General features: G+C 51.1%; 11 protein-coding genes. 6 read left to right on the top strand and 5 right to left on the bottom strand.

Annotated elements, in window-relative coordinates; all coding sequences use genetic code 11:
- Positions 1–186: 186 nt before the first annotated feature.
- The 4 genes from CSR04_RS16840 (at position 187) to CSR04_RS16825 (ending at position 6,061) form a co-directional block, all read left to right on the top strand.
- A complete protein-coding gene (locus tag CSR04_RS16840) occupies positions 187–1,083 on the top strand; it encodes an aldo/keto reductase (RefSeq protein ID WP_102797478.1) in 897 nt (298 codons plus the stop codon).
- Between the two features lie 65 nt (positions 1,084–1,148).
- Complete coding sequence (locus tag CSR04_RS16835; protein WP_102797477.1) at positions 1,149–4,025, top strand: EAL domain-containing protein; 2,877 nt, start codon at positions 1,149–1,151, stop codon at positions 4,023–4,025.
- Between the two features lie 100 nt (positions 4,026–4,125).
- Positions 4,126–4,500 (top strand): PH domain-containing protein, encoded by a 375-nt coding sequence (locus CSR04_RS16830; protein ID WP_102797476.1) that lies wholly within the window; start codon positions 4,126–4,128, stop codon positions 4,498–4,500.
- A gap of 19 nt (positions 4,501–4,519) precedes the next feature.
- Positions 4,520–6,061 (top strand): putative bifunctional diguanylate cyclase/phosphodiesterase, encoded by a 1,542-nt coding sequence (locus tag CSR04_RS16825; RefSeq protein ID WP_102797475.1) that lies wholly within the window; start codon positions 4,520–4,522, stop codon positions 6,059–6,061.
- A 63-nt stretch (positions 6,062–6,124) separates the two neighbouring features.
- Here CSR04_RS16825 and CSR04_RS16820 read toward each other — a convergent pair whose 3' ends face one another.
- Positions 6,125–8,341 carry a S9 family peptidase gene (locus CSR04_RS16820; RefSeq protein ID WP_102797474.1) on the bottom strand — a complete coding sequence of 739 codons (2,217 nt, stop codon included), beginning with the start codon at positions 8,339–8,341 and terminating at the stop codon, positions 6,125–6,127.
- Between the two features lie 186 nt (positions 8,342–8,527).
- Between CSR04_RS16820 and CSR04_RS16815 the strand changes: the two genes are divergently transcribed.
- Complete coding sequence (locus tag CSR04_RS16815) at positions 8,528–9,241, top strand: tRNA1(Val) (adenine(37)-N6)-methyltransferase (protein ID WP_102797473.1); 714 nt, start codon at positions 8,528–8,530, stop codon at positions 9,239–9,241.
- A gap of 108 nt (positions 9,242–9,349) precedes the next feature.
- A complete protein-coding gene (locus CSR04_RS16810) occupies positions 9,350–9,727 on the top strand; it encodes a hypothetical protein (protein ID WP_102797472.1) in 378 nt (125 codons plus the stop codon).
- 49 nt (positions 9,728–9,776) lie between these two features.
- On the opposite strand, the gene CSR04_RS16805 is transcribed toward CSR04_RS16810, so the two are convergent.
- The 4 genes from CSR04_RS16805 to CSR04_RS16790 form a co-directional block, all read right to left on the bottom strand.
- Positions 9,777–11,033 carry an outer membrane protein transport protein gene (locus CSR04_RS16805; protein WP_102797471.1) on the bottom strand — a complete coding sequence of 419 codons (1,257 nt, stop codon included), beginning with the start codon at positions 11,031–11,033 and terminating at the stop codon, positions 9,777–9,779.
- A 180-nt stretch (positions 11,034–11,213) separates the two neighbouring features.
- Positions 11,214–12,416, bottom strand: coding sequence for a hypothetical protein (locus CSR04_RS16800; protein WP_245921698.1), 1,203 nt, complete (start codon positions 12,414–12,416; stop codon positions 11,214–11,216).
- A complete protein-coding gene (locus CSR04_RS16795) occupies positions 12,401–14,764 on the bottom strand; it encodes an EAL domain-containing protein (protein ID WP_245921696.1) in 2,364 nt (787 codons plus the stop codon). Before CSR04_RS16795 ends, CSR04_RS16800 begins: the two co-directional genes overlap by 16 nt.
- Positions 14,757–15,398 (bottom strand): methylamine utilization protein, encoded by a 642-nt coding sequence (locus CSR04_RS16790; RefSeq protein WP_245921694.1) that lies wholly within the window; start codon positions 15,396–15,398, stop codon positions 14,757–14,759. The genes CSR04_RS16795 and CSR04_RS16790 overlap by 8 nt, the downstream gene beginning before the upstream one ends.
- Positions 15,399–15,454: the final 56 nt, after the last annotated feature.

Below are 15,454 nucleotides of genomic sequence, written 5' to 3'. Positions count from 1 at the left end.
TCGTATGGCGAAGCCGGACTTTAGCATCTTTGCTGGTGAAAGTGGTGGGGAATAATGGCTACGGGAGTGGTGCAACTGGTTTATCAATCCAGGGTTGATGCATATAGCCCAGCACATTGGCATTCTGCTACCATGCCGCAATGGTTGGACTAAAGATTGAAGCCATCAGGCTGCAGGGGAACAAATATGCAACGTGTAGAACTGGTTAAGAATGAACTGAGTTTCTCCCGCATGGTGCAAGGCTACTGGCGACTGACCGACTGGAATATGCATGCACAGGACATTGTCCGCTTTGTAGAGCAGGGCCTGGAACTGGGCATCACCACAACCGATCATGCGGATGTATATGGTGCTTTTACCCAGGAGGCCTTATTTGGCCAGGCCCTTAAGCTGGCACCGGGACTAAGAGATAAAATTGAGGTGGTGTCCAAATGCGGTATTTTGTTCCCCTGTGACAAACAGCCCGATGTCAGGGTGGTGCATTACAACAATGACACCGACTACATCGTGGCGGCGGCAGAACGCTCGCTAAAGGAGCTGGCGGTAGAGTATCTGGATGTATTGCTGATCCATCGTCCCGATCCGCTGATGGATGCCGATGCGGTGGCAGAAGCCTTTGTCAGATTAAGAGCGGCCGGTAAGGTCAAACACTTCGGCGTGTCTAACTTCAGTGCCAGTAAATTCGCATTGCTGCAATCCAGACTGGATTTCCCCCTAGTGACCAATCAACTGGAAATCAGCGCGGTACACACGGACTATTTGTTCGACGGCAACCTGGATTTCCTTCAGCAGCACAGTGTTAAACCTATGGCCTGGTCCTGCCTGGGCGGCGGCGGGGTATTTCACGATTTTCAGTATAAGGCGCTAAGGGATTGTGCTGGGGCGATAGCTGAGGAGTCCGGCGCCAGTCTCGATCAGATATTAATGGTGTTTGTGCTGAGCATACCCGGTCAGATTATGCCAATCATTGGCAGTGGCAATATTGACAGAGTGCGTACCCAAGCGGCCTCCTTGTCTATCAGTCTGACCCGTCAGCAATGGTTTAGTTTGCTGGAAGCCGCGCGCGGTTACAAAGTGCCCTGAGGTCATAATACTGTCATCAAAGCGGGCTAGACTGCGCCTTTAACGCCTTCGTAGATTCAGAGGTTATGCGGTTTAAGCCTTTGGACAGGGTTAACGGGTTACCTTTTGCCCTGTTTCTGATTCTGTGCCTGATTTTCAGCCTGTTTAGCCTGTACCTGGAAAACCAGGAGCAGAGACGTCTGGCAGCCAAAGCCAAAGTGGTTGCCCAGCAAGTGGCAAACAGTATTGAAGTCTTCTCTGCAGACCGCCAGCGGGCCCTGAAAGATCTGATGATCACCTGGCCGGAAAATCACCCTAATCCAACCGATTGGTTTAATGCCCATGCAGTGACCATGCAACATGTCCTGCCGGGCTTTGACGATATTGTCTGGGCCGATGAACAGCAACTGGTGCAATGGAATATCAAAGGCGCAGATCGCTCCCGCCTGCTGTACCGTCCTTTGTCCGACCTGGGATTAGAGTTGGGTAAAACACCCGTCGTGGATTTTGTCAATGCGCTGATACGCAACGATAAGGGGCGTTATGTCGCTGTGGTCGGGCGCGCGATTAATCCTTATGACCCCAGTTATGGCTTTGTGGCCGCCAGCTTTGATCTTGAGGCCACTCTGGCTGTTATGGTGGGCGAGCTGATCGGCTCTGACTTCAGTCTGACGTTACAGGATGGCGAACATCGCCTGATGGCCAATGGTGTACTGCACCAGAGTGAACCTATCATAGAGCAGCAACTGCAATTTGCCGGTCGCCAGTGGCTGCTGAAACTGCAGGGTAATCGTGGCGGTTTTGAAATCGGTCGTATTGTTATGGCCATCGGCGTATTGATGTCGCTGGTCATCAGTATTTTTCTACGCCGTCAGCTGCGCAGTGCGTTTAAGCTCAATCAGTCGCAGGAGCGTTACAAAGCGGCCAGTGAATCGTCCCTTGATGCTATTTTAGTGCTGCAGGCTGTGCAGGACGCTCACAAAGACATTATTGATTTTGAACTGGTCGAATCTAATCAGGTCGCGCGAAAGATCTTTGTCACCGATTCTCCGTATCTGGTGCAATCTACCTTGTCGCAGCAGCTTCAAGCCCTGGGGCATGCTGAGCTGTTGCCACTTTGTATTCAGGTGTGCCTAACCGGTAAAGCCCACGAACAATATCTGGAAACCTCCAGTGATTTGATTCTGGCCCAGTGGATCAAGATTCAAATTGTCAAAGCCGGTAATGGTATCGCCGTCACCATTCGTGATATCACCGCCCGACGTTTGAATCAGCAGGCCTTAAAAGAGTCCGAAGAGAAGTTCCGCCGACTGGTGGATGGTTTGAATGGCCACTTTGTTTATTCCCACGACCTGGCTGGGCGGATTAATTATGTCAGTAGCAGCGTGCAGGACATTCTTGGCTATAGTCCGGAATATTTTAAACTGAACTACCGACACTGCGTCAAACGCAACCCCGGGAACATCGAGCAGATTCGTGAGCAACTGCACAGCGGCCAGCGTCCTGATCCCTATGTTGTGGAGTACTTCAATAAAAATGGTGAAATTCGGCATATTGAGTATCGTGATTCGCCGGTGTTCGACCATGAACACAAGCTTATTGCCATTGAAGGTATTGGCAGGGATGTCACCGCAGATTTAGCCTTGCAGCAGCAGGTGTATTATCAGGCGAATCACGATCAGCTTACCGGCCTGTACAATCGTTACGCCTTTGATCGGTTGCTAAAAGAGCGTCTGGCCTTGGTGCGTGAACAAAAGTCGGTATCGACGCTGTGCTACATCGATATGGACCAGTTTAAACTGGTAAACGATTCTTGTGGTCATCAGGCGGGGGATGAATTGCTCCGGCAGGTGGCGAATCTGCTCGCTACTTCTTTGAAATCTGCCGATATTCTGGCCAGAGTTGGAGGCGATGAATTCTGTCTGGTATACGCTGATTGCGCCGTAAATGAAGTGTTGGATAAGCTTGGTAAGATGCTGAATGCCATTCGCGGTTTTCGTTTTGTCTGGGAAGATAAGGTCTTTCATATTGGTGCCAGTATTGGCGTGGCCGAAATAACGGCTGGCACCATCAGCAGCACAGAACTGATTAAGGCCGCTGATCACGCCTGTTACAGTGCCAAAAATCTGGGCCGCAACCGCTACCACGTATTTGACGAAAGCGATCAGCAACTGAACTATCAGCAAAGCGAGCTGGAGTGGGTGAACGAAATTCAAAAGGCCCTGCTGGGGGATCGCTTTGAACTATTTTATCAAGTCATTGAACCGCTTAACCAACCCGCCTGTGGCCGTCACTATGAAATTCTGGTGCGCATGCTCAGCGAGCAGGGCGAATACCTTAATCCGGGTATCTTTATTCCGGTGGCCGAGCGCTACGGCTTAATGAATAAACTGGATGAATGGGTTTTTAACCAGACTATCAACGCGCTGGAGCAACATCCGGCCCACCTTGATGTGCTGGATAAGTGCGCGATTAACCTATCCGGCATGACCCTGGGCAATGACGAGTTTCTGGATAAGATTGTGCTGCGCCTTAAACATTCGTCGGTACCGCCGGAAAAAATCTGTTTTGAAATCACTGAGACAGCAGCGGTGACTAACCTGGCCGCCGCCAGCCGTTTTATCGATGTACTGCGTGATCTGGGGTGCCGCTTCGCACTGGATGATTTTGGCGCAGGGATGAGTTCCTTTACTTACCTGAAAAACATGGCTGTTGACTATGTAAAAATTGACGGTTCCTTTGTACGTAATATGTGCCGGGATCGCAGTGACTACGCCACGGTCAAAGCCATTCACGAAATTGCCACCAGTATGGGTAAGCTGACCGTTGCCGAGTTCGTCTCAGACCAGGAAACCCGCCAGGCACTGGCCGGATTAGGCATTGGTTATGGTCAGGGATTTGCCTTGGGTAAGCCTGCACCGCTACACAGCTTACTGAGGGAGTTTTCTGCTTTGGCATCTTAGATCCGGCATAAAAGATAAACAGCTCCTCACAGTCTGAATCTGGTCATTGCCACGTATCTCTGATATTACTTAGGGAACATAACGTTAAAAGGGATACTGGATGGGATTTCTGGATGCCCTGCTGGGCAATGCTGCGGAAGTGGATAAGAGTGAGGTCGCCGAAGAGCTGGCACCCATTCTGGCCGATACTGAACAGATTGACCGGGTTTATAAGTTGATCCGGGATATGTATGTATTTACTAATAAGCGATTGCTGCTGATTGATAAGCAGGGTATGACAGGCAGAAAAGTGGAGTACCACTCTATTCCTTACCGCGCTATTACCCAGTTTAAGGTAGAAACCGCCGGCCATTTTGATATGGATGCAGAACTGCAGATCTGGATCTCCGGTAGCGCAGAGCCGATCAAAAAGGAACTGAAAAAGAATACCGCAGTGGGCATACAGCGTAGTCTGGCCAACTGGATGTTTAACTAGGGCCAAGGCGATCCGCTCCTTGTCATTTGTTACCATCAAAAAGGCGTCGCGTGTGGCGGCGTTTATTGCTCTTGCGTACCTGATTCTGGGCGCCAGTTGGATATTATTTTCTGACTTGGCTTTGCAGCGCGCGGTGCCAGATACCCAGTTGCTCACCCAACTGCAAACTTACAAAGGCTGGTTTTATGTGGCGGTCAATGCCCTGCTGCTGTACTGGCTGATTCGACTGGCGTTAAAACGCTTTGAGCGGCTCGATCAGCGCGACCCATTAACAAACCTTTACCGGCATCACCAATTTATCACCTACCTGAAAGATATGCTCAAATCAGCCCGTAGCGGCGGCGAAAAGGTATTATTGCTACATCTGGATATCGATAATTTCAAAGCCCTCAATCAGGCGCTGGGGTATCGCGGAGCCGATGCTTTGTTACGCGCATTGGCGGACAGATTAAGGGCTTGCTACCAGGCCGATACGTTACTGGCCAGACTGGGGGCAGACCAGTTTGTGGTGGCACGCAAGGTCAGGGCGCAGAATCAAAACTGGGAACAGTATGCGCTCAGCTTAAACGGCTATTTTGCGGATGTGGCAGCAGGGCTGAATCTTGATGTTAGTTGTTGCATTGGTGTGGCTCTGGGGCCGGATGACGGTGACAATGCCCGCGCACTGCTGCTGGCGTCCTCTGCCTCTTTGGCTTGCGCCAGAGAAGAGGGGCCAGACAGTATTCGTTTATTCAACCGTGCCTTGTCAGAAGCCGAACAGGCACGCCAGAACCTGCTTGCTGATTTACGTCAGGCCATTGAAAATAAAAGTCTTTCGTTGGTTTATCAACCACAGTTCCATGTACCAGGTGGTAAAATCAGTGGCTGTGAGGTCCTGTTAAGATGGCGCCATCCGCAGCAGGGCTGGATTTCACCGCAACACTTTATCCAATTGGCAGAGCGGCATAACCTGATTTCCGCACTGACCGCTTTTGTTGTGCGGCAAGCTTGTCTGGATCTGACATCTTATAACTTGCTGGGGCAGGGGCTACCCAGGGTGTCGGTGAATATCTCAGCGTTAGAGTTTAATAATCCTGCGCTGATGGATGCATTGCAGCTGGAACTGGACAAGGCCTCACCGTTACTACCTTACTTGCAACTGGAAATTACTGAAACAGCAGCCCTGACAGACTTAAAAGCCAGCGTGATGCAACTGGCACGCCTGAAGCAACAGGGGTTACGCTTTTCCATTGATGATTTTGGCACAGGCTATTCGTCGCTGATGATGCTAAAAGAATTGCCTATAGATGAGGTTAAAATCGACCGCGCTTTTATCCGCGACCTGATGCAGCAGCCACGCACTATTGCCATTGTCGAGGCCGTGGCAGCCATGGCCAAGGGCTTTGGTATCAGTGTGGTGGCCGAAGGTGTGGAAACCCAGGAACAATTGCAATGTCTGACAGCTTGCGGCTGTCAGGAGGCGCAGGGCTACTTACTGGCAATGCCAATGGGGATAGAAGAGCTGGTTAGCTTTATGCAAAAACAGCAAAGCGTAACAGTCGGAATGAGCGCATCGGGCTGAGCGCCACTGGCCATGCAGTTGAGAGCAGCGGGAAAAGGCATACCGCCTTTCCCCGCCCTTAGATTAAAGGTTTTTGCCCAAATGGTGGTCAAAGAAGCCAGTAATAGTGCGGTTTAAGTGAATTTGGGTCTGCTTGCCACGAATACCGTGCTTTTTGCCCGGATAGTCCATCACTTCAAAAGGAATGGCCAGATCCTGCAAGGTTTTGTACAACCTGGTGCTATGGGTAAACAGTACATTGTCGTCGGCCATACCGTGGTAAATCAGTAAATCCCCTTTTAGGTCCTTAGCGTAAGGAAACACTGAGGATTTTTTATAGCCATCACTGTTATGGTCGGGGTGGTCCATATAACGCTCGGTATAGTGCGTATCGTACAACAGCCAGTCGGTGACCGGTGCGCCAGACACGCCAGCCTGGAAATAGTCGCCGGCCTTGAACATGCTCATCAGGGTCATATAACCACCATAGCTGTGGCCGTGTACGCCAATACGGCTGGCATCGACGAACGGCAATTGGCGTAAGAATTTCACCCCCTCTACCTGATCACGCACTTCCACATCACCCATATTACGGTAAATGGCGTCTTCAAATGCCTTACCCCGGTAATTGGAGCCTCGATTATCCAGACTGAATACCACGTAGCCTTTATTCACCCAATATTGGAACATCAGCCCCCGGCTACCTGCCCAACTATTGGTGACCACCTGAGCGTGCGGGCCGCCATATAAATAAACAATAGCCGGATGCTTATCCTGCAGCTTTTTGGGGGTATAAAGACGGTAGTACAGTTCCACGCCTTCGTCGGTGGTAAAACTGCCAAAACTGGGCTTTATCCACTGCGTCTGGTAGGCGGCAAGGGGATGGTTTTCATCTATGGCATTTTCTTCCAACCAGGCCAGACGGCTGCCGTCAGCTTTATGCAGACTGACTTGTGGCGGGGTGTTAATGGTGGAGAATCGGTCTACATAGACCTGGGCCTTTTTGTCAAAGCTGACGCCATGGAAACCACCGCGTTGACTCACCCGGCTGACTTCGCCGCCCTCCAGACTGACCTTGTATAAGTGTTTTTCTAATGGCGTGTCTTTGCGTCCGGTGAAGTACACCAGCTTATTGGTTTCATCTACCGCCGCAATGTCATCCACCACCCAATTGCCTTTGGTGAGCTGACGCACCAGCTTGCCGTCATTGTTATACAAGTACAGATGTTTAAAGCCGTCCCGTTCAGAAGGCCAGATAAATCTGGGGCTGTGCTTCAGGAAGGTCAGATCATCCTGCAGATTGACCCAGGTGTCGGCGGTTTCTTCCAATAAGGTTTTTTGTGCCCAATTGTCGGTATTGACCTGGCGAAGCTGCAGACTTTGCTGGTTACGGCTCTGCCATTGATAGGTCAGATTGCGGCTATCCCGCATCCACCGCACTCGGGCCAGATAAATATCCTGGTTATCCCCCAAATCCAGCCAATGCGGCTGTTTGTCGTTGAGACTGGCCACCGCCAGCGCGACTTTGGCATTGGCTGTGCCGGTACTTGGATAACGTTGGGTAATCATTTTGATGGAGTCGGCGTAAATTTCGCTGCGGGTGATTTCCTCAACCGGCGATTCATCAATTCGGGTGTAAGCAATCTGGCTTTCATCCGGTGACCACCAGTAGCCGGTCATACGGCCCATTTCTTCCTGGGCTACAAACTCGGCCATCCCATACTTGATGGGGCCTTTACCGTCGGTGGTCAGGGCATGTTCCTCACCGCTTTTGATATTCAGCACATACAGGTTTTGTTCACGCACAAAGCTGATGTAATTGGCTTTCGGTGAAAAGCGGATATCGGTTTCAAACTCCGGCGTTTCCAGCAAGCGCTTGGCCTGCTTGTCGCCCAGCCGGTAATAAAACACATCACCGGCCAGCGGAAACAGCAAGGCTTTGCCATCATCTGACCATTGATAGTCTACGATGCCACTGCCATGCAGACGCAAACGCTCGCGTCGGGCTTTTTCTTCATCTGACAATTCTTCTGGGCCACTGTGCAGTTGGTCGGAATCAAACAATAGGCGGGTAGTGCCACTTTCAATATGGTATTCCCACAAATCGTAGCGTTCATAGTCAGATTCTTTGCCTTTAAGGAAGGTCACCCGGCTGCCATCGGGCGAAATCTTCAGTTTAACCGGCGCACCGCCATCCAAAGATGGGGAAGAGAATATACGTTCTATACTGAGCTGTTCCGCTGACAGCCCAACACTGCTGACGCTTAGCGCCAGTCCGAGTAGGGTGGCTAATCTTTTCATTTTTATCTGTATCCTGATTTAATAGAGCCGCCTGATGCCCTGGGCGGTCATTGCGCAGGCTATTCTATTGATTCTTGTTCGGCAGGTACATTGTGACACAAACAAAAGCGTTTACTGCGCTGGTTCTCGGGGCCAGTGGACTGGTTGGACAAGCGTTGATTAGCCAGATGATGGAGTTACAGTATTTTGCCTGAGCGTCGCCCCGGCTTTGCCTTTAAGCAGTTTTTTGTCGCCCATGACCAGTGTGCTATGAAAGTGGGTACCGACAGTATTGTGCTGGGCAGTTGGGTGAACCCTGACAAAGCCCAAACTATTCTGGATATCGGCACCGGCAGTGGCTTGCTGGCGCTGATGATGGCGCAAAAATCCCACAACGAAGTACAGATTCTGGGCATAGATATAGACCACAACGCAATCACGCAAGCCCGGGACAATGCCAGGCTCAGCCCCTGGCCGCATAAGTTGGTGTTTGAACAGCGGCCATTGCAGCAATTGCAACAGCACAAACACTATGATTTGATTATCAGCAATCCCCCTTACTTCCCCCACGGTCAACAGTTTGCCCGGCAAAGACAACAGGCCAGACATACAAGTGAGCTTGAACATTCGGTGCTAATAGCGGCGGTGGCCGGATTGCTGACCTGGCAGGGGCGTTTCGCCTATGTTTTGCCGGTTGAGCCAGCTGAAACGCTGATTGAACTTGGCAAAACAGCAGGACTATTGTTGCAGCGCTGCCTGCTGTTGCAAAGCCAGCCTGATAAAGCACCGGTGCGCATGCTGGTGGAACTGGCGGCTAAAGAGTCGCAGCCAATGATCGAAAACCTTTGTATACATCAGGCAGATGGTGCTTATAGTCAGGCATACCGACAGCTGTGCCGGGATTTTTATCTTAACTTTTAGATTAAATTGCCATAACCGACTATAGTCAGAATTGTTTATTCCTTATTTTTATTTACCTGAGAGAGAAAAGCGACGACGAACTGACTACAACATTATTGGGGGGAAGCTATGTACGCCAACAAGTTACCCGAAAGTATCCTGTCTCTGTTTGATACTTTGCAGCTAGTGGAATTGGAGTGGCAAGGCCGCTGCGTCCAGATCCCCAAATTTGCCGTTTATGCCATATTGGATAAGCCGGTGTTTGACCGTTATTCCTATATTGACGGAAAGCGCATGGGCATTATCCAATTGGAACCTTATCAAATCCCTGTTCTTGACCCGTTTTCCGGTTGCATCCAGAAAGTGCCGGACCACGTGGTGGTGATCAGTCACAACAAAGGTAATCGCTTCGGCCTGTTCGGCTATCCCGCTGATCGGGTACGCGACCATATCCGCCTGTCCAAACAGCACCGCGCCGTACCTCATATAGTACGGGCGTTTTGTTAACAAAAAACCGACCATCACAGGTCGGTTTTTAATTTCTCTAAGAGGCTTATCAGAATACTAGGTTGTACTGTACGGCAAACAGATAAGCGTTGCCTTCAGATTCAAACTGCCATTCGCCCAGGCTGTCGGCTTCGCTGAAACGACGGTTCACGCCGCGTAGAATGCTTGCTCCTACATCCAGTGACGAGGTCGCGCTGAATTGATGTTTGGCGCCAGCGCTCAGCCACAGACGATTGGTGTCAGGAATGGAGATGGACATATGGTTTTCATCCGCCGGGGTTTCGTCGTAAGCGATGCCCAGCCGCAATTTGGTGTCGGCATTCAACTGGTAGTCAGCGCCGATGGCGTAGCGCCAGGAGTTTGAGAAATTCTCTTGCTTATGGAAAACCGGCGTGTCGCGGCCAGGTACAAAGGCTTCCAGTTTGTCGAAACTGCTCCACTGGGTCCACATCACGCTGTAGTGCAGGGCTACCTGCTTATCCAGTTGATGGGTGCCGGAAAACTCAGCCATGGCCGGCAGGCTGATGTCCACCGAACCAGGCAGGCTTTGCCCGGCCAGGCCACCAAGCTGGGCAGGTAACTGGTTGCTGTATTCACCCGCGAATTTAATATCGGTTTCACTGCGATAATGCAGGCCGAATCTGTGCCCTGGTGCGCTTTGATAACTTACCCCCAGGTTCCAGCCAAATCCGTAGTCGTCGCCTTCCAGGTGTACCGCTTCGGTTTGTGCCGGCACCGGTAATGGCGTAGTGCCCAAATGGCGGATAATTTTGGCATCGGCATACACATAGTTAATCCCAGCGCCAATGGCGAATTGTTCGTTGAGTTTGTACGACAGGCTGGTATTCATATTGACCGTGACGATTTCGGTTTTACCTGCCAGTTGTCCGGCGGCGTAGTCATCGGCAAACTCGGTAGACAAACCAAAGTTGGAAAATGCGCCAAAACCGAAGGCAAACTGCTCATTGATCGGCATCACCAGATAGCCTGCCGGTACAATGGCGGTAGGCGCAATGCTGTCGTTATTTAGTTGGCTGGCATCGGCATAAGGCGGCGCGCCGGTGCCCTTAAGGCTGACATCCGGGTTAACATAAGTGGCCATCAGGCTCATTTGGTTGTTGGTAAACACCGACATCAGGGCCGGGTTACGCGCCACTACTGAGGCATCTTCGGCGATAGCGGCTTCACCGGCAAAGGCGCGTCCTAAGCCGGATGCGCTTTGTTCGGCCAATTGGAAGGCGGCGCCGAAAGAATTAAAAGAAAGAAGGGCAACACTGCTTGCTAGTAAAGTTTTATTAAAAGTCATCTTGTCTCTTTAGTTACAGCCAGAGGAAAGGATTACAGCCTGATCATACGGAATCAGGGCGGGGGATAATAAGGTATTTGTCTTAGTTTTCCTGTAACTAAGCGATAGATGTCGGCGCGTTCGCTGCAAATGTCAGCAGTTTTGTTAATGTGATGTTGCCTGGTGCGGTGCTGAACTGGTTTACCAGCGATATTGCACCACGGCCAGACTCTGCTGTTGATTCTGTTTAGCGGTCTGGCCCAGAGTAGGGCGATTGGCTGCGGTATTGCGGTTGACATGATGTTCCAGTCCCACCTGCCAGTGAGGACTGAGGTCGTAACGCCAGGTTAGGGTCAGGGCGCGCCCGTCGCTGTTATTTGGGTCCCAGGCCCACTTATCGTCTTCTCTGGCTTTGAAACTGTCCAGCCTTAAGCTGAATCGATGTTCGGTCCATTTATGGCTCAGCAGCAGATACCAGGCGTCGAAATTGACAAACACCCAACGGGTGCCCATTTCTGTGTCGCCCTTCAGCCACTGGCCGATAATGCGCGTGTCATTGCCAAAGCGATGAGACAGCGCCAGTGAGTGAAAACGGGTGTGCCAGGCATACAGGCGCTGATCATTGGCGGCCAGTGGATCGGCATTATTGTCATAATAGTAATAGCGCAGGTTACTGTGCTGATAATAATCCAGATGCACACCGGCGTAGTAACCGGTGCGCCCGTCAATTTCATGAAAAGGTTCCACCCAATCGGGGTGATTGGTGCGACCAGGATCCACCACTGATGGATATGGGGCAAAGGCGATGCGGTCCTGGTGCAAAGTCTGCCTGTCATGCAAAGCAAAGCCCCGCCAGCTAAGCAGGGTGCCTAAAGGGTCATTACCGCGAAATGCGCCCATATTGACTTCCCATGACCAGGGACTATGACGCTGGCGACCGGGAGAATAGAGGGAAAACTCTACACCTGGGATGCGCAGTTCCTCACCTAGCCAGGAATTAATCGCGCTTTGGGTATACTGATACGGCGATAGCCAGCCCAGCTCGGGGTTTTCCAGTGACATATCCGGATAAAAGAAGCCAGCCCGGCCCTTAAACTTAGTTTGCGAAGGCATCAGAGGTTTATAGATAAGCTGCATCTGACTAAGACCGACATGCTGCTCGCCGTCGCCATGCAGATTTGCCACCAGATCCACAGAAAAGCCGCTGACCAGATCCTGCTCAACCCGCACTAACGCCTGCTGAAGGTGAATACCGCTGTGGTCTTCGCGTAATATGCTGGTACCATATTGCTGGTAACTATCCAGGTTGTCAGCGGCCAGCAGGTTAACCTGCAGCAGGCCGGATATTTCAGCACCTTGGCTCAGGCCGGACGCAACTGTCAGCAGGGCTAACCATCCTCGCAAACCCGTGTCTCCTTGTGCTGGTATTCCTGCAACCATTGGAAAAACGCATTGGCTGGCAGTGGTTTACTTAAATAATAACCTTGTGCTTTAGTGCAGCCCATTTGCCTGAGCAGGCTCAGCGTTTTCGCATCTTCCACACCTTCGGCCACGGTATCCAGTCCCAGGTGTCTGGCCAGGCTGATAAAGGTTCTGACCATTACCTGATCGTCTGCATTACTGGCTAGATCCAGCACAAAGGCCTTGTCTATCTTCAGTTCCTGCACCGGCATTTTCTTCAGTTGTGCCATGGAAGAATAACCCGTACCGAAATCGTCAATAGACAGAACTAAATCCATCGACCGCAACTTTTCCAGCACATCAATAGCAGTGCTTGGATCACTCATTACGGCGCTTTCTGTCACCTCCAGGGTCAGATTCAATTGCGGTTGCTGCAATATGTCAGCGAGCTCACTTAAGACATCAGGTAGCTTCATATCAACTAAATCCAACGGCGAGATATTCACCGCCAGATTCAATGTATAGCCTTGTTCCTGCCATTGCTGCTGCTGTACTAAGGCACTGCGCAACGCCCAATGGGTGAGTTCGCGGATAGCACCGGTTTGCTCGGCCAGGGGAATAAACTGGTCCGGTGGAATAAAGCCATGGATGGGATGAATCCATCTGACCAGGCACTCTGCACCCACCACTTTGTTGTGTGCCAGATCCAGCTTAGGTTGATAATAGAGCTGTAACTGCCCTTCACCCAGAGCGCCACGTAATTCCGACATCAGGCTCAAGCGCTGCACCGAATATTTGTTCAACTCCGCTTTGTATACGGCATGACCCTGGTGCTTACCTTTACAACTGTACATGGCAATATCCGCACATTGCAGCAGGCTGGCCGGGTCCTGGCCATCTTCAGGAAAACGTGCCACACCAATGCTGGCATCCAGTTCCATACGCAGAGTTTTCAGCATAAAAGGCTGTTCAAAAAGCTGTTCCACCGCCTCCAGTAACGGCGTAAGCGCCGATGAGTCCTGACACAGCCAGATAAGACCAAACTCATCGCCACCCAGCCTGGCTGGAAACAGGTTACTTAATTGCAGGTTTGCCAGCCGCTCTGCGATAAGTTGCAGAAGTTGGTCACCGGTCACATGGCCAAGGGTATCGTTAATGTCTTTAAACCTGTCCAGATCCATCATCAGCACCGCGGCATTGGTCTGGCCGTTATGAATAAGTTGCTGTAAATGGTCAATAAACTGGTTACGGTTAGGTAACCCGGTCAGGGCATCGAAATAAGCCAGTTGCTGAATTTCCAGTTCACGTTGTTTAATACCTTGTTGCATGTCCTGAATGGCCACAGACAAAGACGCAATCTCTGAGGTTGAGGACTCTGGCACGGTTTCCACATATTGGCCGCGACTGATTTTATTCGTGACCTGCACCAGCCTGGTCAGCGGGCGGGTAATGCCGTTGGAGATGATCACTGCAGCGAGCAGTGCCAGCAGACCGGCAATGGCCAATAACAAAATAAGCTGTACCAACAGACTGTTGTACGAAAGATAAGCATTGTCAGCCGGGCTGGCCAGTAACAGCCTGAGACTAAGCGGCTGCTCACCGATATTGAATGATGCGTAAATATACTCATCAAGGTGTTTGCCCTGGCCCAGATTGACCAGGTTGAGACCGCTGTCCCATTGCAGTTGCCCAGTGCTGAGGCCGTTTTTCAGTTCTTCATCCAGAGTGCTGTCCAGCAGTTGTCCATCGGGCGAAAACAAGCTGATCTGCATATCGGTCAAAGTGACCAGTTCCTCACTGATAAAACGTCTGGCATTAATTGCCGCAAACCACCAGGCGTTGATGGTCGGGCTACTTTCCACATAGCGAACTGGCACTGCCTGAACCAGGTAGTAATCGCTGCCTAATCGAAACCAACTGATATTGCTGCTACTGGCTAATTCGGGTGGCAGGGGGGATGTGATAAAGGATGCCGTTGTTGCCAGAATCTGCTGTTGGTTATTCTGTACCCAGCTTAAATCGGCATTGATACGTCGTTGATGATTACCCAAAGCGGAGACCAACGAAGCCGGGTCCTCGCTGCCACTGGCAATCAGTTGTTTAGTACTGAAATCTTTGCCCAGGGTGTCTAGAGCTGCCTGTAGCTGACGGCTTTGATTCAGAATTTTGTCTTGTACCACCATGGCCGAGGTTTTGGCATGGGCCAACACTTGGCCGGTGGAATGGCGATAGGTGGCTTGCTGCACTGTCACTATTGTGACCACCACAATCACCGCCAGGATCAGCAAAAACACCAGCAGCATGCGGGTGCGCAATGAGCTGTCGGGAAGCCATTTGCTGAGGTTATTCATAGCCGGAAAACTCGTCCTGATCTTCAAAGTCATCGGCACCGGGTAAAAGCGGCTGTTTAAGGCGCAGTTGCACCTGTTGGTTGCCCTTGATGGTGACAGCCTGGTCCAGGCTGGCGGCGTCATCCTGAATGCGCGGGTGTCGAATATGCAGCGTGTAATCACCTGCTGGTACGTCCAGACTGGCCTGGCCCTGCTTGTTTAGCTGGGTAAAGTAGGGGGTATCCACCACCATAATGTAGCCAAGCATCCAGTCATGTACATTGCAGCCTAGTTCCACCTGCCCCGCTTTGTCAAAGGGCAGAGGGGCGGGGTGATGATCTTTATATAGCTTTAGTTCAAAGGTTTTAGCTGGCGAAAAGGAATAAACATGATGCTGAATGGAATCGGAATTGGGAAAGCGAATCTGCGTGCCTTTCTGTACCACCAGAATATGCGGCTTAAATTGCTTGTTGACCTGATCCATCTCCGCTGTAGCCCCTTCTGCAACCGGGGGAAGGGGTTGCGCAGAGGTCAGATAAACCACGGTGCCAGGCAGCACGGAATCGTCACTGGTTTTTAAGCTGACATCCAGCCTGGCGGCCTGTAGCGACAGACTGAATAGCGCAGATATCAATATAGCGTATCGAAGTATCATGGCGTACGGCTCGTTCGATAGGTGCTTCCTACTATACCTGTATTGTCCAAAGGGTA

Origin of the sequence: Bowmanella denitrificans (genome assembly GCF_002887595.1) — a bacterium.
Taxonomy (GTDB): domain Bacteria; phylum Pseudomonadota; class Gammaproteobacteria; order Enterobacterales; family Alteromonadaceae; genus Bowmanella; species Bowmanella denitrificans.
The sequence above is the reverse complement of the archived record's forward strand: the minus strand, read 5'-3'. Positions and strand labels throughout refer to the sequence as shown.

Excerpts from the sequence above, each read along its gene's own strand:
- CSR04_RS16840 (WP_102797478.1), top strand. The coding sequence starts at position 187 with ATGCAACGTGTAGAACTGGTTAAGAATGAACTGAGTTTCTCCCGCATG.
- CSR04_RS16835 (WP_102797477.1), top strand. The coding sequence starts at position 1,149 with ATGCGGTTTAAGCCTTTGGACAGGGTTAACGGGTTACCTTTTGCCCTG.
- CSR04_RS16830 (WP_102797476.1), top strand. The coding sequence starts at position 4,126 with ATGGGATTTCTGGATGCCCTGCTGGGCAATGCTGCGGAAGTGGATAAG.
- CSR04_RS16820 (WP_102797474.1), bottom strand. The coding sequence starts at position 8,341 with ATGAAAAGATTAGCCACCCTACTCGGACTGGCGCTAAGCGTCAGCAGT.
- CSR04_RS16810 (WP_102797472.1), top strand. The coding sequence starts at position 9,350 with ATGTACGCCAACAAGTTACCCGAAAGTATCCTGTCTCTGTTTGATACT.
- CSR04_RS16805 (WP_102797471.1), bottom strand. The coding sequence starts at position 11,033 with ATGACTTTTAATAAAACTTTACTAGCAAGCAGTGTTGCCCTTCTTTCT.
- CSR04_RS16795 (WP_245921696.1), bottom strand. The coding sequence starts at position 14,764 with ATGAATAACCTCAGCAAATGGCTTCCCGACAGCTCATTGCGCACCCGC.
- CSR04_RS16790 (WP_245921694.1), bottom strand. The coding sequence starts at position 15,398 with ATGATACTTCGATACGCTATATTGATATCTGCGCTATTCAGTCTGTCG.